Source organism: Rhodococcus sp. BH4 (genome assembly GCF_002079265.1).
In the GTDB taxonomy this organism is placed as follows: domain Bacteria; phylum Actinomycetota; class Actinomycetes; order Mycobacteriales; family Mycobacteriaceae; genus Rhodococcus_F; species Rhodococcus_F qingshengii.
Genome location: NZ_CP014941.1, coordinates 1,393,118 through 1,413,528 on the forward strand (window position 1 = coordinate 1,393,118; position 20,411 = coordinate 1,413,528).

The following is a 20,411-nucleotide window of genomic DNA, read 5'->3' on the forward strand; positions in this document are numbered from 1 at the left end:
AAAATAGCTGCGAGAAGGCCTTAGGTGAGATGCGCGAACCTCGCAGACCATGCCCAGTGGGTAGACTTCCGGCCGGGGAATGACGGGGTCTGGTGACGGAACCCGTCGACGGTCGACGAAGGTGGATCATGAACTTGGTTTTGGGTGTGACGGTGGGAGCCAGCGCTGTGCGTTTGGCGCGCCCGGGGACGCCCGACCACAGTGGTCCGGTGTTCCGATCCAGAGCGGTCGATCGAGGCCGCGAGATTCCCGAGGAAGTCGCAGCGGAGGCAACCGGCGTGGCCTTGACCGAGAATGCCGACCTCGGCAGCAATACGGTCGTCGCCTACCGGGATCAAGCGCAGGCCGGAGCACTCCAAACAGCGTTCGAACAGAAAGGCATCGACAACTTCGAGCTGGTTCCCGAAGTAGTCGCGACGCTTCGAATGCTCGAGGAGTCCGGTGCGTTGACCGACCAGAGCACACTCGTCGTCGTCGACATCGGTAGTTCTGGATCGACGATCAGCATTGTGGACAGGCAGATGCGGTCTACCGTCGTCACCGCCCGGTCGACGCGGGTCAGTGGAGATCACTTCGACGAGCTCGTCTACTCGGATCAGACCGTGCGTCGCCGTATAGCTACGCCGGCCGACCCGGGCGGCGATGCCGAACTGCAGGCGCGATGCCGACTCGCGAAGGAACAGCTGTCCTCACGAAGTGCGGTGTGCCTGCCCGGCCCCGGCGGGCTTCTCCTGCTGTCGCGGGAAGTTTTCGATTCGTTGGTCGTCACGTCGGTGGAGGCCTTCGCACGCGAGATACGAGAGGTCATCGCAACGTCCGGCCGTAACCCCGACGCGATTCTCCTGATCGGTGGCGGTGCACGCATTCCGATCGTGCGGGCGACCCTCGCCGCGTGGCTGGAGTGCCCCCTCATCGCGCCCGAGCAGCCGGAACTCGTGACTGCTCAAGGCGCTGCGCTGATCGCGGAGTCGTCGATGACGCCATCGGCGCGCGCGGTATCTGCCCCGGTTCAAGTTCCGGCTGTAGCGCCGATCTTTGTGCCGTATCCGATCCACACCCCGGCGGAGGTACCCGTTCCGGTTCAGGCGTTCAGCCACGGAGGGGTCGCAACGCTCGCGGAATCGGAGCGGCCGAATGCCTTGTCCGAAGCCGCTTCCGGTACGAAGTCCGTTCCGCAGGAACAGGTGCCGAGCCCTTACGCGGCGGAACTGCCTCAGCCGCGACCGAACCGACACGAGCAACGATTCGATCCGGCCGCAGATCTCGTGGTCGCCGACAGCGACCCGGCCACGGACGGATTCGGCACAGAACGTGACGCAGACACCGAGGCCGTGATGGTTGACGCCCAGGCGTACTCGGCGATGTACGAAGGCGAGGGACCCGGGGCAGGAACCGCACACCCGTCCTGGCTCGCCGGGACACAACCCGTTGAATCGACATCCAAAGAGCCGAGAAACCCGCTACGGTTCGCGGGCCTCGGCGCCGGTGTGATCGCGGCGATCGTGATCGTGGGGCTGGGATTGGGCTACGGAGGAAAGGTCTTCGATTCCGAGGACGCCGGACCCGTGGCAACCGAGGTGACCACGACGGCACCGACGACCACGACTACTCCGCCGCCGACGACCACAACGACCGCGCCCCCGACGACGACGGAGGAAGCCCCTCCGGTCGTCGAGGCTCCGCCAGTCGTGCAGGACACTTACGTGCCTCCCGCGCCCGCGCCCGCGCCGCCACCGCCGGCGATCTACATCCCGGGGCTTCCGCCGATTCTGTTGCCGGTCCTCCCACCGATTCCCGGACTCTGAGCAGTTGATTCCTGGACCCTGAGTCGCCGATTCGTGGACTCTGGGGCCGGTTGGGCTGTTCCTGACGGGCGGCGCGGCCTTCGCAAAGCAGGTCCGGTGATCGACTTCACAGGGTTCCCGAAGGCTGGATGAGCAAATTTCTGGCTACTTTACTTTGGTGCCGAATTTCTTTGCTTTCGTGTTCCAATAACCGGGTTGTTGGTCTCTTTTCGCCCAAAAATTCAGGCAATTCCCCCTTTGAGCTGAAATTATTCGCCTTGCGAACAGTATCTTGCGACGATTTGGCTTATACAAACGAGGTCATGGTTTGCGCTCAGGCGGATGACTATCCCGTGCATTCGGCGCAGATTCGTGTAGGTTTCGATTTGCTGATTGGTAGCGATTCGATGAATCTGTATCGATTGAGCATCACTGTGAGGCACACGACCGAAGGAAGCACATCATGGACAACGACGCCTCTGCGGCAGACGAGCGTATGCGTTCGGCGACGATGCGCCCCCGTGTCACGGTGATCGTGCCGGCGATGAACGAGGCGAAGAATCTGCCTCACGTGGCTGCTCAGATGCCGAAGGGAATCGACGAGATCGTGTTCGTCGATGGAAATTCGGTTGACGACACCGTCGAGGTCGCCACGATGTTGTGGCCCGACGCCACGGTGATCACACAAACGCGCAAAGGAAAAGGAAACGCCCTCGCATGCGGGTTCGAGGCGGCGACCGGCGACATAATTGTCATGATCGATGCCGACGGGTCCACCAACCCCGGCGAGATTCCGCTCTTCGTGCAGGCACTCGTGGATGGGGCCGACTTCGCCAAGGGTTCGCGATTTATCGCAGGGGGTGGAAGTTCGGACATCACAAAGTTGCGGCGGCTAGGCAACTACGGCCTGAATTCCCTGGTGAATATCCTCTTTCGTACGCATTTCACAGACCTTTGCTATGGGTACAACGCGTTCTGGCGCAATGCACTCGACGTCATGCAGCTCCCGGATACAGACATTGCTGCAGCTCAGTGGGGTGACGGATTCGAGATCGAGACGTTGATCAATGTTCGTGTAGCTGCCGCCGGATTGGGAATTGCGGAAGTCGGAAGCTTCGAGGCCGATCGAATTCACGGTGTCAGCAACCTCAATGCCTTCTCTGACGGAATGCGCGTGCTGCGTATCATCGGGATGGAGTGGCGCCGCCGACGCAGCGCACGCAGGGGCGCTACCTCGCGTCGCTCCAGCCCTCTCGACCCGCAAAAATTGACGTTGCCTGAGTCGATCGTCAGCTGAAGCAGGTTGGAGCGCACATTAAATCGGTTCCTGTTCGCGTCTGGTTGCCGGTTCGGTACCCAGGACCGTCGCCAGCGCGATCAGTCCGATCAGTGACGGGTACACCGTGAACCTTTGGATCGTGCCCTGCCCGAGCATGCCGAGACCGCCGACTGTGTGGATGAAGTAGGCGCTCAGTCCGAGTACTCCGGCTGCGAGGGCGACCCATTTTGCTGCCGACGGTCTGCGGAGCGTCCGGGACGAGGTCGCGATCATGATCACGGCGGTGTTGGCAAAGACGAAATACATGTTTGCGCCGATTCCATGGAGGATCGATCCGCGGTCGAGGGGCGACACGGCGATCAGGATCAAACCGCTTGCCGACACGAGTAGAAAGGAGCCTTCTGTAGGCGATACGACTCGCGACTTCCACCACAGAAGTGTGCCGACAGATATTCCCAATGCAGTGGTCACGAAAGAAATGTTCATCAACCAGTACCAACTGCACACGCCCGCACGACTGTCGCAGACACGAACACCTAGTTCGCTTACGAATTGATTGCGGCGCGAGTAGTTTCCTCGCCAGCTCCACGCGGTCAAGAATTCACACACAAAAAACAGGGATGTCGAAATCCACGCGTATCTGGCGAACAGTTCGATAATGTGCGAGGATTTGCCATTTCCTTTGTTTGTGACGAATTCTTCGTTGTAGTCCGAGTGGATCATTCAGCGATTCCTTCTCTGAAGAACTTCAGTGGATTCTTGCATGCATTCTCGAATGCGGATCCGATTCTTTCGGCGTCGAATACATTGTCGTGAAACGAAAACGAGACATTGTTCAAGGTTCCCAGTCGTCCGACTGCAATCACGATATGTTCGGGACTTTCAGGTAACAAGGTCGCGATATAGACAGATTCCTTCGGGGTGCCGGTCAATGGAAAATTCTTGAACTGCGGAGCGCCTGACATATCGCTGTAAGCGATGCGCGCACGAGGGTGTGCCGGAGCGCTCGTCACAGCGTCTCCCACCGGCTTGCGCGTAATGCGACCGAGTCGGGACTTTACTGAAGTGGCGGCGAGATTGAGCAGCGGTCGACCCGAATCGGCCGCAGCGGAGATACCGTCCCCGACGGATGCAGGTGAGCCCGCATCGTCGAATGACAAGTCCAGGCCTGCCGCGAAGTTGGAGAGCGTCCGGTGGTTCTCGGGGAGGTACCGCCTGGCGTCGAACAGGACCTTCACGGTGTTGTCCACCTTGATACCTTCCTCTCGAAGTGCGCGCACTATGGAGGCGAAGAAGATCGACGACAACGACGCGGGAACGGCGTTTGCTTTCCTCCAAGCTGCGAGATCGCCAAGCGCAGTGGGTGACGATGTTGCGAATCCGACGTGATGGGAAGGTTGCCACTTCGCTGTAATTGGTTGTGAAGAAACCTCTTTCGGTCTCCCTGCGGTCACGCTGCGGAGAAGCTTGCCGGGGCTCGACGCATAAAGATTCCAGGAGGCAGCCGTCAGAGGGAATCGTGTCGGTTGTAGCGCAGTGCACCATTGTGGGACTTTGCCGGTACGCGTCGCAGGTTCAGCGAGCGCGCGCGTGAGATTGACTGTGGTCTGGCCGTCTCCCACTCCGTGTGCAAGTCGCACGATCAGGTATCGGCCGCAGACCGTCACCGCAATAGGCAGCGACACGTCGGCCAGGCGGACCGCAGCGGCGAGGGTGGCAGGTAGGTCTTGTGTGTGAACAGCAGGGATTTCGTGCACGCCGCGCTGCAGTGAGTCCGGTTCGAACACCCAATTCCGAGTTCGACTGCTCGGGATCAGTCCGACTCGCGCGTGTGGGCCCGCGGACGCGATCGTGCGGAGCGCAGCGCGAACTCCTTCCACACCTCCATGGTCGATTGGCCCCATTGCGACTAATGTCCAGTTTTCAACCATGGCAACGTCGAGATCGGTAACTTTGTAGCGCGTGGGCTGAATCTCATTTCGCACGGTGAGGCCTTTCTAATAGTAGAAAGTGGGGAGATATGCGACATTTCGGAAATTGTGTCCTCATGGCGCGTGATTCTTTCTTGGTATGCTAATTCAGTGACGCGTAGCGAGGTTATCAAAGTGCTTGGAGTGACGCTTTCGGAGAATGTCGGCGGAACCGATCACAGCTTCCGAAATCTAGCTCTCGTTCTTGCCTCGGAAGGTATTCAATTGTCGCTGGCAGGCCCGTCCGGAGATACCCCGACCCGGCGCTGGTGGACAGAATCGAACCTTGAATATGTTCCGCTGGAAATTCCCAAACGAGTTGGATTGCGTCCGACAAGCGGGGAAGGCTTCAACTCCAAGTATGACTTTTTCTCGCAAGTCCCGAAAAGTATGCGCGCGGTCAAGGCTTTGATCGGGAAGGTTCGTTCCTTCGATGTCGTCCATTCGAACGACTTGATGACTCACGTGGACGTCGTGCTCGCCGCGCGACTAGCAGGAAGGCCGTCGTTGCTCGAGTTGCACGACATCGTGCCCCCAGGTGGTGGGCGGCTGGTGATGAGTAGTGCGGTGTCCACCGCAAACGCAGCAGTCGCCGTGAGCGAGGCTGTATTCGAGCAGTTGGGCCCGCTGGCACGGAGGAAGACCCGGGTCGTCCATCAAGGTGTCGACTCTGTTCGATTTAGTCCGGGAGTGGCCGATCCATCGATTCGCGCCGAGCTGTCAGCAGATCCCCGAGCATTGCTCGTGGCGGTGGTGGGGAGGTTGGACAGAGAGAAGGGCATCGGCGAGTTGATCGAGGCACTGGGGTCGTTGCGTCGATCGGGAGTTGACGTACATCTGGCTGTTGTCGGCGCACCGGCCAAGAATGACGCTGCATTTGTCGACGCGTTGCACACCTTGGCGCGGGCATCGATGCCGGGCGCCCATCGGTTCCTGTCGCCCAGAAATGACATTCCGTCGATTCTGCGTGCCGTCGACGTCCTCGCGTGCCCGTCTCACGACGAGCCTTTCGGGCTGATCGCGTTGGAAGCTCAAGCCTCCGGAGTCCCGGTGATAGCCAGTGACAGTGGAGGATTGCGCGACTTCGTTCACGACAACAGGACCGGCGTGGTCTTCCGGACAGGGGACGTCGATTCTTTGACCGTTGCCGCACAACGGCTTCTCGGCGATCCCGCACTATGCACCCGAATCGCCGCCGAGGCGTTGGGCCGGTCCAGAGACGACCTGTCCATCGAGCGACGAGCAGATTCGTTCGCCACGACGTACAGAGCTCTGCTCCGTGACGCAGGACGGCGGAGGCGAATATCGAGGTTCGATTCGAACGGGCAGGGGTGATCATGTCTTCGTCGCCAGTTTCGAAGGTCGAATTCCTCGACAAGACAACATGTTCGGTATCCGTGGTGATCTGCGCGTACAGCATGAGTCGGCTCGAGATGCTGCTCGCTGCGGTTGATGCCGCCACTGTCCAGGCAAACGGCCCAGGCGACGAGGTCGTTGTTGTCATCGATCACAACGAGTCCATGCTTGCTCATGTTCGTGCACACGTACCAACGGGGGTCCGGGTGGTGCCCAACACTGCCGAGCAGGGCTTGTCCGGCGCGAGAAACTGCGGAATCAGTGCAGGCAACGGTCATCTGGTGGCATTTCTCGACGACGATGCGATCCTCCGAACTGGCGGGATCGACGCGATCCGAGCAACGATGAGTGCAGATCCCACGATTGCGGCAGTCGGAGGGGCAGTGCACGCACGGTACGAGGGGTCTAAGGCTCGGTGGTTTCCGGAGGAATTTGGCTGGGTCGTCGGCTGCGACTACCGCGGCCTCCCACCAGACGGAGAACAGATTCGCAATCCGATCGGCGCATGTATGGCGGTTCGGCGCACCGCGCTCGAGTCCATCGGCGGGTTCTCGAGCGAACTCGGGCGGGTCGGCACGTTGCCGGTCGGTTGTGAGGAGACGCTGATGGGAATCAAGATCCGCCAGCGGGATCGCACTGCCAAGATACTGCGAGTCTGTGATTTCGCAGTCGATCATTTTGTTCCTGCCGACCGCCAGCAGTTTCGCTATTTTCGTCGACGTTGTTTCTACGAAGGTCGGTCCAAGCGAATTCTCACCCAAGCGGTGGGGAGCGCGGACGGGTTGTCCAACGAACGGGCGTACGTCGTCGGTGTCTTGAGCAGTGGAATCTTCACCGCAGCCAAGGATTCGATTCGAGGCGATCGCTTCGCGCCAGCCCGCGCGGCAGCTCTGATTTTCGGGTTCCTTGCCACCTTGCTCGGGTTCCTTTCGGCGAGAACCGTATTCGGTGGAGAGCACCTGGTTGACGACTGCGACGACATAAACGCCGATGAACTGGTGTCTGTGGTCGTGGCCACCGTCGGCCGTGATTCGCTCGCTCGGACACTGGACGCTCTGTTGGGTCAGAGCCACCACAATCTGCAAATTCTGGTGGTCGACAACAAACCTGATACCGATCGCGTGGACCAGGTCCTGTCGGCGATGGACGACGAGCGTTGCGTGATACTGAGACAACCAGTCAAAGGTGCTTCTGCCGCGCGTAATCTCGGACTTCACCACGCGAACGGGCGAATCGTGGCCTTCACCGACGACGACGCGGAGCCCGACCCATTGTGGATCGAGAAGATTTTGGACGTCTTCGTGCTCGACGCCTCCCACGAGGTTGCTGCGGTGACCGGTCGCGTTGTGGGAATTGGCATCGACACCGCCGAACAACGGTGGTTCGAGGAAGTGGGCATATTCGACAAGGGCGATACCACGACCTTGTGGGCGATGGAGACGCCGAAAATTGCTTCGATCGGATTGGGTCAGCGGGGGACTTCACCGCTTTTCCCCTACACGGCAGGCGAACTCGGTAGCGGCAACAACATGGCCTTCCGCACCGAAAGCATCCGACGTCTCGGCGGGTTCGACGAGGCACTCGGACCCGGAACACCGACGCTCGGAGGCGAAGACCTCGACCTGTTTCGGCGGGTAGTTCTTGCTGGAGCGACGCTGGTTTACGCCCCCGAGGCAACAGTAGGACACCATCACCGCGCGAGTGTCGCGGAGTTGCGGGACCAGATGTACGGCTACGGAACGGGAATGTCCGCGGTTTTGGTCAAGATCATTTCGGGCGGCGACCGGACTGCTCTGGGTTTGTTGAAGGTCGTGCCCCGAGGTGTGCGCATGCTTCTCGTTCCCGACACTGCGCGTTTCGGTGACAGAAGTACAACGATGCCCGGCGATCTCAAGCGAGTGGAACTGGCCGGGTATCTGGCCGGCCCCTATCTGTACGCTTCCAGCAAGCTACGCCTGCGTCGTAGGCGGGCGCAGGCGGATCAGTTGTCCCGATGATCGTCGGACAGGCGTCGACTAAGGGGGACGCGGAAACGAAGCGTGGTCGTCATCGAGGTGACCTCGATGACGGCGGAACCACTCGCACCGCACAACTGGGACTCGATCATGTCGTCCTCATCGCAATCGCTGTATTGACCTGTACCGCGCTGATTCTCGCGTTGCTTGTTCGCCGCGATGGAGGGGAGGGAGTTCCATTCTCACTGCGCGTGTTGATCGGGGTCGCGACGACGGTTCTGGTTCCTGGTGTGCCTATTGCACTCATGGTTCGCATTCCGGATCCAGTGATCACGACGGCAGTGGGGATAAGCCTCTCACTCTCGGTCAACATCATTGTTGCGCAGTCTCAGTTCGTTATCGGCGCATTTCATCCGACCTTGATTCAGACAGTGCTGTGCGGGCTGTCCCTCCTCTCCTGTGCGGTGGCGTGGAAGGTTATGCCCTATCGAGAGATCGGACCGCCGCGGGTAGGGCGTCGGCGAATGCTCGCCGGTGTGACGATCACGGTTGCAGTGCTCTTCTTCGCGGTGGCAGTTCGAACTCTGGACACCGCTGCCGCAGGCGCCGCAGGAATCATTCCAGAAATCGGGTGGGCGTACTACGTTGCGCTTTTCCTGGTCTCACTCGTAGCCGGGATCGCACTGACTTCGCGCAGACTCGACGCAGTAGTGCTGACTGTCGCAGCACTGACTTTGATCACATTCACGACTTTGCTGGTAAGCCTTGCAGACGGGGTGACATCAATCCCCACAGCTTACGTACATCGTGGTCTCATCGAGATACTCGTCCATTTCGGAGAACTTCCACCACCCTCCGACGCGCGCTTCAGTTGGGCTGGATTCTTCTCCGGGAGCGCCCAAATGAGTACCGCCTACGGGATTACCGATTTCACCGCCATTTTCATCTGGGCACCCGTGTTCTTCAACGCGATGATCGCGTTGCCGATCTACTCGATCGGGTTGTCGATATCACGGAGTCGACGTGTGGCATGGCTGGGCGTGTTTGTCTATTTGCTTTTCAACTGGTACCAACAGGACTACTTTGCGCCACAACCAACCGCAATGATGTTCTACACCAGCGTGATTGCAGTGCTCTTGTGGCAACTGCGTCGTGCTCCACTCCCCGTGGTCGAGGGAGGGTTGGTGGCGAGAACTGTCGGCGCATCTCGTCGCACTCCGGGGCGTGTGCCTGGACAGAGTTCGGCGCAGACCCTCGCCGTAGAGGCGATTCTGGTTGTGATTCTGGCGGCGATGGTTGTGACACACCAGTTGACGCCGATGGTGATGGTCGGTGCACTGTTGATGTTCACGCTGACGGGATCGACTCGCTATCGGTTGTTGTGGGTGGCCGCCGGCGCGCTCTTTCTCGTCTGGTTCAGCTACGGCGCAGTCGACTACTGGAAAGGCCACCTTCAGGCGTTGCTGTCGGATGTCGGGCAGGTGAGCGGCGCGGTGCAAGGCGGTGTCAGCAAACGCATCGGCTCCGGGCCGACCTACCAAGCAATGCAATATCTGCGGCTCGCAGCTACAGGTTTCATGGGATTGCTCGGGTTCCTCGGCTGGGTTCTGACACGTGGACGAAAGACGTGGTTGATGTCGGGAGTGCTGTGTGTGGTTCCCTTCGGATTGGTGGCAGTACAGAGTTACGGCGGCGAAGTGGTCATTCGGTGTTTTGTCATGGCAGCTCCGATCCTGGCTCCACTTGGCGCCGTGACAATTGTGCGTAGTGCCGCTGCGCTTCGGAACGTTCTGATGAATTCGAGACGACGGCGTGGCGGGCGTATACCGCGTGTTGTCATGGCGTCGCTGTCGATTCTCGTTCTCTCCGTCATTCTCACCGCTACTCGAGGGTTGAACACCTCATTCGAGCACTCGTCGCCTTATCAGATCCGGATTGGTGATGCACTCCTCGCGTCAGTACCGGACGGTGCCACGATCATGGCGTGGGGACCGTCCGCGCAACTGGTCTCCCCGCGAATTCTCACCGGAGTGACGGTTTCTCAAGTTGATTCGATCGATTGCCTGGACAACTTCGATACATGTGTCGCTGATCGAGATCCGGACTACGTATTCGTTGCGCAGCAGGCTTCCTCCCAGATATCCCTTCAATACGGATACCCTGCGGGAATGTTCGACGATGCCATCGCCGATATGCTCGCGTCCGGCAATTTCGAGATCGTCGTCGAGAATGCCGATGTCGCCGTGCTGCGTCGCGCTGGTGCCCCCGAGATCGACCTGGAACAGCGATGACAAATCTGTTGGGAGCATGCATCTTCGGATTGTTGTTCGTTGTGCTCACTCTGATTACGGTGACGCGGGAACGGCAGGTGCCGGACCTCGGCACCATCGGCCGTGGGAAGGCTGCGAGAGCTCTTACCGTTCTCGGGGTCGTCCTGGTCCTGTGTGCAGTCGCCGTGGTGTTCTTACGATTCGACCAGATCGCGCTGATCTCGAGTCAGGAGTGAAACACATTGTTGTTCAACAAAATAACGGCCCTCGGTGGAGTTGTCGCTTTGTGCTTGTCAGTGGGGTGTTCGGTCACGGGTGACGTGCCAACCGACGCATGTGAAGAAGGACCGAGCGCGCCAGGCACCACGAATGCGCCGACAGGGGATCTACGCGGGTGGACGCAAGTATTCGTGGACAACTTCGATCGCTGCGAGTTGGGAGAAATGTGGGGGGCGTACAGCGGCCAACCTGGGGGTGATCCTCACAGTTGGTGGGAGCCTGAGCAAGTCAGTGTCACCGAGGGGGTTTTGCGCCTGCGTGCGCAGCAGGATGGCGACCAGTGGGTCACTGGCGGTGTTTCTAACAGTGCAGTGTCGCAAACTTATGGGAAATGGATGGTTCGTCTGCGGGCGGGGGTATCGGACGAGATCAGCTATCATGTGTTGCTGTGGCCGCGAGACGAGGTATGGCCGCCAGAGATCGACATCGCGGAAAGTGTGTCGGGTCGACGTGAGTCGATGTCATCTTTCATTCATTGGTCCGACGAAGGTGAGCATCACTTCGCACAAGCGGACAAAACTGGTCGATTCGACGAATGGCATACCGTCGGTGTGGAGTGGGGCCCGGGAATTGTTCGATACCTTGTCGACGATAGTGAGTGGGCTGAATTCGAATCATCTTTTGTTCCATCGACTTCCATGTGGTTGGGGATTCAGGCGCAAGCCGGGGCATGTGACAAGCAGAGGGAGTGGGGAACGGGGGATTGCCCGGTTTCGGGGTCGCCGGCAATCGCTGACATCGATATCGATTGGGTCAGCGTCTACTCGCCCGATTTCGCGGCTCTGGCAGCTGTCGAGTCTGCGCGAAGTACTGATCTCGAACTGATCGAACTGACTCCACGTCGGTAGTAGCTGTGGATTAATTGTCGCTGAAAATTTATACCTTTAGTCCCAATTGGTGCGTTATGCTCTGGTAGCAGATGAACATTCACTGCGACTAGACGGTGGCATGATGGTAAATCCACGGCAGCGTGTTTCGAAGCGGTTCTTCGGTTGGCTCAATCTTCTTCTTCTGTCTGTTCTTGTGGGAATAGTGCCGCAGGCAACCGTGAGCGCAGCTCCGCTGTGTTCCTCGGTAGCGAGCTCCGGTACCAAACCTGCTCCGGTCGGGAATATTTCGACCTGGCCGAAGTGGCGCCAGATCTTCATCGACAACTTCGACCGGTGTTCGCTGGGCGGGGACTGGGGTCCTTACTATGGTGCACCAGGTGGCAATTCGGCGAGCTGGTGGGATCCGTCGATGGTTCGCCTCGACGGTGGCAAGCTGCAGCTTCGTGCGCAACAAGTAGATGGTCGATGGCTCACGGGTGGGGTTTCCAACTTCACCCGCGCGCAGCAGTATGGCAAATGGGAAATGAGATTTAGAGCAGACAAGTCCGACGAGATCAGCTTCCATCTTCTGTTGTGGCCGAAGAATGAAATATGGCCACCCGAGATCGACATTGCGGAAACTGTTGACGGAAACCGGAAGTCGATGTCGGCGTTCGTACACTGGAATACACCGACAGATGGATTCGGTCAGGGGCAAGCAGACATCACAGGCGACTTCAGCAACTGGAATACGGTGGGAGTGGAGTGGGGGCCAGGAATTGTTCGCGGCACTCTCAACGGTCGCGTGTGGACTACGTTCGAATCTGCAACCAAGGTTCCGGCGACGCCGATGTGGCTCGGACTGCAAACCGAGTCCGGGGCCTGCGCGCGGAAAGTGGCGTGGGGAGTGGGGTCCTGTCCATCTGCGGGTACGCCTGCGGTCTCGAACGTCGAAATCGATTGGGTGAGCGTCTATGCCCCCGGCTGGTGATCGACCGTCGATTCGTTGGATTCGATTTGAGTCGGAGTACGTGCGGCGCGTCGCAACATTCCGACCAGTGGAACCGAAACAATTGCTGCGGAGAGAATTTCGGCCGCGAGGTAGGACCAGCCGACACCGGCTATGCCGACGTGAGGTGTCAGGACAATTGATCCGGCGATGACCACGATGGTGTTGAGTACTTGCGCAACAACAGCCGAGCCCATTCTTTGGTACACCCTGGCGAGTGCGTTGTGTAGAACGACGAGTGCGGATATCGGAATGATGATCGCAGACAAGCGAAGTAGGGTCGTGCCTTCTGTCCGATAGTGATCGCCGACGGATCCCAGCGCAACCGGTGCCACGAGTGCGAGAAAGATTGCACCGAGAACGGCGAGTCCGGACAGTAGTGCGATGAATCGACGGGTCAGTGACTGTATCTGCGTCGGAAAGGCGCTCGCCTCTGAGACGAATGGGCCCATGAGCATGTAGAAGAGTACGAACAGGGCGCTCACCAATGCCCAGGTTATCGCGAAGTATGCATTCTCCTCCGCGCCGAGAAGTGAAATGACAACGAGCGGCACTGCAAGCGGGGCAAGGGAACCGAGCGTCATGAGGCCGTACGAGTGGCCGAAGTACGACCACAGTTCACGTGCAGGGGGAAGTGCCGGTTGGGCCGCGGACTCACCTCGCGTGCGCAGCTTCCGACGTATCGCAACACCGAGGACCAGGGCCGCGATCGCCGCCGACCCACCCCAGGCTCCGACGACAGCAAGTTCATGCGCTGTGAATGCCAGTGACGCGACAAGAGCTAGTTTGGCGATGGCATGAACGATGTTCTTCGCGGCTGACCACCTCGCAACTCGAAGACCGTTGGTGGTCTGGTCTTCGAGGGCGAACAGCGCGAGGGTAACGACGAGCCCTACATACGAGAGCATGGCCCACCCCGAGGAGAACAGTTTTTCACGTGGACCGAACATCAACAGTGCGGTGGCGAGGATTGTCGCGAGGAGCGCTACGAGGAGATATCCGCGCGCCACCAGTGCGCCGGCACGGCTTCCTGCCAAAGGTAGGAATCGCTCGTACATCGATCCGAGGCTCAACGTAGACAGAGTGGACAGTACCACCGCCGAATTGATCACCGCAGATGCCCGGCCGACAACGTCGACCGGATACATCCGAGCTGTGACTGCCCAGAACACCAGCCCGAGTACTGCCGTGACGGCGCCCGAGATCAGCACGGCGATCGAGTCGTACTCGAACTTGCGCTTGTCTGTAGCTGGCGTTTCTGGTGATGCCACGGTTGTGACCGGTGATGAGTGCGTCATGTCCACTTTCGGAAGTCGATCTTCCGATGCTACTTGCCAGTAGTTAACTTGTGCATGTCGACGGGTCGGTCAAAATTGCTCTATTGAGAATCGTTGCACTTCAAGGCGGGTGATAGCGCGAATAAATTGTGAACTTCTATGTGCGAGCGATTTGCCTGATGCGACCGACTGGTCGGGTTTGTGCAGTCCAGTACGATGGCGCCGTGGCTAATGGCGAGGGCGAAGTATGTGCATGCGGTCATGCAGAGGTGGCACACAGCCATCATCGTGCGGGAACCGACTGCGCCCTCTGTGACTGCGTCAGGTTCAAGCGTCGTGGGAGCATACTTTCCCGTCTGCTTCGCTGAACAGCTGGTGTCAACGCTTGGAGTGTCGGCCACCTGACGTGGGGCCGGCCTTGACCGCGCTACCGGGCGGACGGGCGAGAATCACGGCGATGGCAGTGGTGAGTGGAACCGAAAGCGCCAGGGCTATTCCGCCGACAGCGGACCTTACGATCTCGATTGCGACGGCGTCACCGACCAGGACGTCCTGAAGAGGGCGCCCGCTGACGCTGAAGAGCAGTAGCAGTGGCAGCGCCCCACCCGCGTACGCGAGAACCAAGGTGTAGACCGTGCTGGCGATGTGATCACGTCCGACCCGCATCGCACCGCCGAAGACTTTTCGACGGGACGCATGCTTGTCGAGTTCGGCCAACTCGAATGCCGAGGATGCCTGGGTGATGGTGACGTCGTTGAGAACGCCGAGCGAGCCGATGATGAAGCCCGCCAGCAGCAGGCCGGTGATGTCTATGTGCTCGATATAGGTCTGAACATTGGTGTTCTGCTCTTCAGACAAACCGGTGAGGTGTGTCAGTTCAATGCAGAGGTAGGAGAGAACCGCGGCGAGCACCATGGCGGCAAGGGTGCCGAGCAAAGCAGAACTGGTCTTGAGTGAGACCCCGTGCGCCAGATAGAGAACCGCGTACAAGATCACCGCCCCGGCGACCAGCGCAACCGGTATCGCAGGCTTGCCGTCGAGCAGAGCGGGTAGGAGAAACCCGACGACTACGCCGAAGGCGATCACCAGGCCGACGAGTGCGCGCAGCCCTCTCCACCGTGCGACTGCGATGATGACGACGGCGAACGCGATGACGATCAACGCCAGCGGGAGCCCACGCGAATAGTCTTCGAAGGAGTACTGCGTGTTTCCGTTCGGGTCGGTCTGACGCACCAGGCGAATGTGGTCACCCACGCGAAGGTCCGGCTGACCGGCGCCCGGAATGACCTCGAGCAATGTCTTCGTTCCGGCATTCGGCCCGGATTCGATATCGACGATACTTCGCTGGCACTGGTAGGCGGAGGTAGGCGGCGGTTGCGGGGCACCGACGAATACCCTTCCGGCAGAGGAACTTCCGCAGTCACCGAGATCCTGCATCGTGACGGTGCCCGCCTCGGTTTCCACCGAGCTGCCGTCGGCATTCTGGAAGGGGAGTGGGACGGGAATGGTGTTCTTGTCCGGCCACAGTGCGACAGCTGCCGCGACGACGACCATGCCGATGACGACGAGCAACCCGATGACGACGCGTGATGCGGTGGGGCCGATCTGAATGGGGCCGCCGTGGCCGTGGCCGTGACTCATCGGAAACTGAGTGTCGGACTGGGGATTTGCACCGGTGCAATGTTATCGGCTCCGAAGCGAATGGTCAGCTTCTGACGGCAGTGTCGGTGAAAGGCAGTGTCGCTTCAAGGCAGAGTCGGCGAAAACCGGTGCTACCGATGAGGGGTTGTGAAACTGGGATTGGTCGAGCTGGGTGGCGGGGAACAGGGGGGGTTGTCCCCGCCACCAACCTGGTATCCACAGGGGGGGAGGGATACCAGGTGCTCGCGGCACCGAAGTGCTGCTAACTAATGTACCCAATTTCAAACCGATTTGGCGCGTTGTCCAACTACCAATTTCACAACGAATCACGTACCGGTTGGACCGTTTTCACATCGGGGCAGGTCACTAAATAGTTAAAGAGTCAATCAAACCGCATGGTTTGCGAAAAATGTGACCAAGGTCGCACAAATGCCCCGCAGTTTTACGTTTACGGGGCATTTGTACAACGAATTGTTTACTCGATTTCAGCCGGATTCAGCGTGAGAATCTACTGTTTGTAACTGGTGAGGAAGTTGCCGAATCGCTCGATGGCCACGGCGAGATCTCGGGCCCACGGAAGGGTGACGATCCGAAGGTGATCGTGATTCGGCCAATTGAACCCGGTGCCTTGAACCATCAGGATCTTCTCCTGGAGAAGCAGGTCCTGAACCAATTTCTCGTCGTCGTGGATCTCGTAGACGTTCGGATCCAGACGAGGGAACGCGTAGAGCGCGCCGCGAGGCTTCACACACGAAACGCCCGGAATCATGTTCAATCGCTCCCAAGCGACGTCGCGCTGCTCGAGCAGGCGGCCGCCGGGCAGGATCAGGTCTTCGATGCTCTGGTGACCGCCGAGGGCGACCTGAATGGCGTGCTGTCCGGGGACGTTGGGGCACAGACGGGTCGACGCCAAGAGATCGAGTCCCTCGAGGAAGCCGGCCGCGTGATCCTTCGGGCCCGTGATCGCCACCCAGCCGGAGCGGTAGCCGGCGACGCGGTAGGCCTTCGAGAGGCCGTTGAACGTCAGGCACAGCAGATCAGGGGCAAGTGTTGCCAGCGAGATGTGCTTGGCGTCGTCGTAGAGGATCTTGTCGTAGATCTCGTCGGCGAGCAGCAGAAGCTGATGCTTGCGTGCCAGATCGACCAACTGCTGCAGAACCTCCATCGAGTACACCGCACCCGTGGGGTTGTTCGGGTTGATGACGAGGAGAGCCTTGGTCTTGTCGGTGATCTTGGATTCGATATCGGCGATATCGGGATTCCAGTCGTTGGCCTCGTCGCAGAGATAGTGGACGGGCGTGCCTCCGGACAAGCTCGTCATCGCAGTCCACAGGGGGTAGTCCGGTGCTGGGATCAGAACCTCGTCGCCGTTGTTGAGGAGGGCCTGCATGGTCATCGTGATCAGCTCGGAAACACCGTTGCCGAGGTAGATGTCGTCGACGTCGAGCTCGGGGAAGCCGGGAACCAGCTCGTAACGCGTCACGATTGCGCGCCGCGCCGACAGAATGCCCTTCGACTCCGAATAGCCCTGTGCATAGGGCAGGGCGGCGATCATGTCCCGCATGATCACATCGGGGGCGTCGAATCCGAACGGTGCCGGGTTGCCGATGTTGAGCTTGAGGATCCGGTGTCCTTCCGCCTCCAACCGGGCGGCATGCGCGTGCACCGGTCCACGGATTTCGTACAGGACGTTCTGGAGCTTCGACGACTGCTCCAGCTCGCGCTGCGGCTGACGGTGGCGGACGGGTTCTGGTGTGCTCACGAGTTACATGATTCCACCACTGTGCAAGTGCATTGTCGGGGACCGTGTCGCACGCCCCGTTGGCTATTGTCGAGCGATGACCCCCAGCGAGCAGATTGCAGCCCCGTACGGATCGTGGACTTCTCCGATCGGAGCAGCTGATCTGGCTGCAGGTGGGCACCCTGTCGAGGGTGGACGATACGTCGGTGATGAGATCTGGTGGGCTGAACTTCGTCCGACCGAGGGTGGTCGGACCTCGATCCGTCGATCTGGTCTCGACAACCAACCCGTCGACATCCTCCCCGCGCCGTGGAACGCGCGTACCAGGGTTCACGAGTACGGCGGTGGCGCCTGGACGGTCACCGAGTCCGGAAAACTGGTCTTCAGTGAATTCTCCGATCAACGGGTGTACATCCTCGAAGGAGTCACTCCACGGGCTCTGACGCCCGAACCGGCGTCGCCGGCCGCATTGCGATACGCAGACCTGCAGATCGTGAACGGCGAGGTGTGGGCGGTTCGGGAAGCGCACGCGGAGGACGGGGTGATCACTCGCGATATCTGCGCGATTCCGCTGGACGGTTCCGGCAACATCCGCTCGATCGTCGGCGGCTCGGACTTCCTCTCGTCACCGAGGCTTTCGCCGAGTGGAACCAAGATCGCCTGGATCGCATGGAACCATCCGCAAATGCCCTGGGACGGTACCGAACTGAGGGTAGCTCCACTCGTCGACGGCGTCGCTCAGGCGTATTCCGTGCTGATCGGCGGACTTGAAGAGTCCGTCCTGCAGCCGGAGTGGATCACCGACGACGAACTCTACGCAATCAGCGATCGCAGCGGCTGGTGGAACATCTATCGCGTCGGCGGCAAGATCAGCCCGATTTGCCCGGTGAACGCGGATTTCGGTGGCCCGCAGTGGCGCTTCGGTGGGCGCTGGTTCGTCGAACTCGGCAACGGGCACCTTCTCACCGCACGCACCGTCGGAACCGACACGCTGGCGGTACTCGACCCGGCGTCGGGGGAACTGCGCGACATCGCGACCCCGGGTGTCACCAGCATCGGCCTCATGCAAGTTCGCAACGATCGGTTACTGCTCATCTCGGGAGGCGCGAAACTGGCGGGCGCGCTACGTGAACTGGACCTCGGTACCGGCGAACTCACCGAAATCCGTTCGTCGGTCGAAGAATTGCCCGAGTCTGCCTACCTTCCGGAAGCGCGAGCCGTCGTGGCTCACGGACACGGGCGAGAAGTTCACGCCGTTGCGTATCCGCCGCGCAGTCCGCGATACAAAGGGCTCGACGATGAACGACCGCCGTATGTCGTGTTTGTTCACGGTGGGCCGACGGCGCACGTCGCACCGGCCCTCAACCTCGTCTACGCCTTCTTCACCAGCCGCGGAATCGGCGTCGTCGACGTGAACTACGGCGGGTCGACCGGTTACGGACGTGAGTACCGTAATCGATTGCGTGGTCAGTGGGGTGTCGTCGACGTGCAGGACGTCGTCACCGCCGTCAACGGGTTGGCCGAGCAGGGGCTTGCCGATCCGGCCCGTCTTGCCATCGAAGGCGGATCCGCCGGTGGTTGGACCGTTCTGGCCGCACTGACGACGTCCGACGTGTTCGCTTGTGGTGCTTCCTATTTCGGCGTGGCCGAACTGGACCTGTTCGTGCAGGAAACTCACGATTTCGAATCGCGTTACGTCGACGGTTTGATCGGCCCGCTGCCGGAATCTGCCGACCTGTACGCGGAACGTGCTCCACTCAACAACGTCGACGGGTTGAACTGCCCGGTGTTGCTTCTCCAGGGTCTCGACGATCCGATCGTGCCACCCTCGCAGGCGGAGCGATTCCGGGATGCTCTGGTGGCCAAGGGCATTCCGCACGCGTACCTGGCCTACGAGGGTGAATCTCACGGATTCCGCAAGCAGTCGACCATCATCAGCTCACGCAACGCCGAGCTGTCCTTCTACGGGCAGGTGCTCGGATTCACTCCACCCGGCATTCCGACGCTCGAGCTGTGGAAGCCTGCGATCAGTAGCTGACGGCCCCGTGGCTGCGCGCGAAGGCCGCCAGGATCCGACTTGCCACCAGTGACGGGGTCGACAGGTCGGCCCACGTCCACCTCGCGACCTCCCACCCTGCGTCACGGAGTCGGTCTTCGCGGAGCTTCTCGTTCCAGAGCGCGTCCTCGGGGCTGCGACCGGCTGGCACCAGTCGGCCGTACTTGACGCGGCCGTCGAACTCTCCGATGGTGCGCTGCTCACGCCACAGGAAGTCGACGCGGCCGGCGAACCCTCGAGCGTCGTGGATGTCGACCTGGGGTTCGGGGAGCGGCAGGTGTTCGTGCAGGAACAATGCGAGGCTCCGTGATTCACCGACGCTTTCGATGCGGGAGTCCATCGCGGTGAGCGCGTGGAGCGCATGTCGATGGCGCGGATGGTTCGGGCTGAGTGCCAGCGAGGCTGCAACCGCGTCCTTGGTCAACCTTGAACGGTGCAACGCTGAATTGCCCACGACGAGAGCCTGTTCGAAAGTGAGTGTCCTCGCGAGATCCGCAACAGTTCGTGCCGGAGTCGTGACGCGCAGCCCATCGACTTCGGTGATCTCGTTGTCCGCCAGCCATGTCGAGTGCACGTGACGTCGAGCGGACTTTCGGCCACCACCTCGCCGGTTCCGGGACAGGTGAACGACCTCGAGCGGAGTGTTCCAGAGTTCGAAACCGTGCAGAACCGCAGCCGAGACGTGGCTGACAGTGGCACCGGGTGAAGCGGCGCAGGCCACGGCCTCTGCCCGCAATCGATGTCGTCCGTATGCGTCGAGGCGGGACAGGTGGCCGCTGTCCACGTACGCACCACGATGGATTCTGGCCCAGGTTCCACTAGCGCAGGCCTGTCGGATCTCGGCATCGGTGCGACCGATCGACAGTTGGTCCGGCCTGCGGATGATATGTGTCTGTTCCCCCATGTCGATCGATCTTGCTGTGCCCGGCGCTGGAAAGGAAGCCGTGACCCCGGGGGTGTGGATAGCCGTGAGTGAACACCACTT

15 protein-coding genes are annotated in these 20,411 nt (G+C 60.2%); 9 read left to right on the forward strand and 6 right to left on the reverse strand.

Features of this window, described 5'->3' with window-relative positions:
* Positions 1-128 precede the first annotated feature (128 nt).
* Both A0W34_RS06525 and A0W34_RS06530 read left to right on the forward strand, forming a co-directional pair.
* Positions 129-1,805: an Hsp70 family protein gene (locus A0W34_RS06525; protein WP_232330002.1), complete on the forward strand. Its 1,677-nt coding sequence runs from the start codon at positions 129-131 to the stop codon at positions 1,803-1,805.
* Positions 1,806-2,247: 442 nt separating this feature from the next.
* Entirely contained in the window at positions 2,248-3,081 is an 834-nt protein-coding gene (locus tag A0W34_RS06530) for a glycosyltransferase family 2 protein (RefSeq protein WP_081557498.1), read from the forward strand.
* 18 nt (positions 3,082-3,099) lie between these two features.
* Here the strand turns inward: A0W34_RS06530 and A0W34_RS06535 are convergent, their stop codons facing one another.
* Both A0W34_RS06535 and A0W34_RS06540 read right to left on the reverse strand, forming a co-directional pair.
* A complete protein-coding gene (locus A0W34_RS06535; protein WP_081557499.1) occupies positions 3,100-3,786 on the reverse strand; it encodes a DUF998 domain-containing protein in 687 nt (228 codons plus the stop codon).
* Positions 3,783-4,943 carry a hypothetical protein gene (locus A0W34_RS06540; protein WP_081557500.1) on the reverse strand — a complete coding sequence of 387 codons (1,161 nt, stop codon included), beginning with the start codon at positions 4,941-4,943 and terminating at the stop codon, positions 3,783-3,785. Before A0W34_RS06540 ends, A0W34_RS06535 begins: the two co-directional genes overlap by 4 nt.
* A gap of 234 nt (positions 4,944-5,177) precedes the next feature.
* Between A0W34_RS06540 and A0W34_RS06545 the strand changes: the two genes are divergently transcribed.
* From A0W34_RS06545 to A0W34_RS06570, 6 genes are all read left to right on the forward strand, one after another.
* Positions 5,178-6,368 carry a glycosyltransferase family 4 protein gene (locus A0W34_RS06545; protein ID WP_047269049.1) on the forward strand — a complete coding sequence of 397 codons (1,191 nt, stop codon included), beginning with the start codon at positions 5,178-5,180 and terminating at the stop codon, positions 6,366-6,368.
* A 2-nt stretch (positions 6,369-6,370) separates the two neighbouring features.
* A complete protein-coding gene (locus A0W34_RS06550; protein WP_156888907.1) occupies positions 6,371-8,386 on the forward strand; it encodes a glycosyltransferase family 2 protein in 2,016 nt (671 codons plus the stop codon).
* A complete protein-coding gene (locus A0W34_RS06555; RefSeq protein ID WP_081557501.1) occupies positions 8,383-10,635 on the forward strand; it encodes a serine/threonine protein kinase in 2,253 nt (750 codons plus the stop codon). The genes A0W34_RS06550 and A0W34_RS06555 overlap by 4 nt, the downstream gene beginning before the upstream one ends.
* Positions 10,632-10,850: a hypothetical protein gene (locus A0W34_RS06560; protein WP_007726658.1), complete on the forward strand. Its 219-nt coding sequence runs from the start codon at positions 10,632-10,634 to the stop codon at positions 10,848-10,850. The genes A0W34_RS06555 and A0W34_RS06560 overlap by 4 nt, the downstream gene beginning before the upstream one ends.
* 174 nt (positions 10,851-11,024) lie before the next feature.
* On the forward strand, positions 11,025-11,741 hold the full coding sequence (locus A0W34_RS06565) for a glycoside hydrolase family 16 protein (RefSeq protein ID WP_081557502.1): 717 nt from the start codon (positions 11,025-11,027) through the stop codon (positions 11,739-11,741).
* Positions 11,742-11,841: 100 nt separating this feature from the next.
* A complete protein-coding gene (locus tag A0W34_RS06570) occupies positions 11,842-12,693 on the forward strand; it encodes a glycoside hydrolase family 16 protein (protein WP_007726660.1) in 852 nt (283 codons plus the stop codon).
* Here A0W34_RS06570 and A0W34_RS06575 read toward each other — a convergent pair.
* The 3 genes from A0W34_RS06575 to A0W34_RS06585 all read right to left on the reverse strand — a co-directional run bounded on the left by A0W34_RS06575 (position 12,675) and on the right by A0W34_RS06585 (position 17,391).
* Complete coding sequence (locus A0W34_RS06575; protein WP_230691577.1) at positions 12,675-13,982, reverse strand: lipopolysaccharide biosynthesis protein; 1,308 nt, start codon at positions 13,980-13,982, stop codon at positions 12,675-12,677. The genes A0W34_RS06570 and A0W34_RS06575 overlap by 19 nt on opposite strands.
* 384 nt (positions 13,983-14,366) lie before the next feature.
* A complete protein-coding gene (locus tag A0W34_RS06580; protein ID WP_003943628.1) occupies positions 14,367-15,629 on the reverse strand; it encodes a YibE/F family protein in 1,263 nt (420 codons plus the stop codon).
* A gap of 508 nt (positions 15,630-16,137) precedes the next feature.
* The gene (locus A0W34_RS06585) at positions 16,138-17,391 is read right to left on the reverse strand and encodes a pyridoxal phosphate-dependent aminotransferase (protein WP_003943683.1); all 1,254 of its coding nucleotides are present in this window, start codon (positions 17,389-17,391) and stop codon (positions 16,138-16,140) included.
* A gap of 76 nt (positions 17,392-17,467) precedes the next feature.
* On the opposite strand from A0W34_RS06585, the gene A0W34_RS06590 reads away from it, so the two are divergent.
* Complete coding sequence (locus A0W34_RS06590) at positions 17,468-19,408, forward strand: S9 family peptidase (RefSeq protein ID WP_081557503.1); 1,941 nt, start codon at positions 17,468-17,470, stop codon at positions 19,406-19,408.
* Here A0W34_RS06590 and A0W34_RS06595 read toward each other — a convergent pair.
* Entirely contained in the window at positions 19,398-20,330 is a 933-nt protein-coding gene (locus A0W34_RS06595) for a hypothetical protein (RefSeq protein WP_058038565.1), read from the reverse strand. The two genes, A0W34_RS06590 and A0W34_RS06595, sit on opposite strands and share 11 nt — an antisense overlap.
* Between the last annotated feature and the right edge of the window lie 81 nt (positions 20,331-20,411).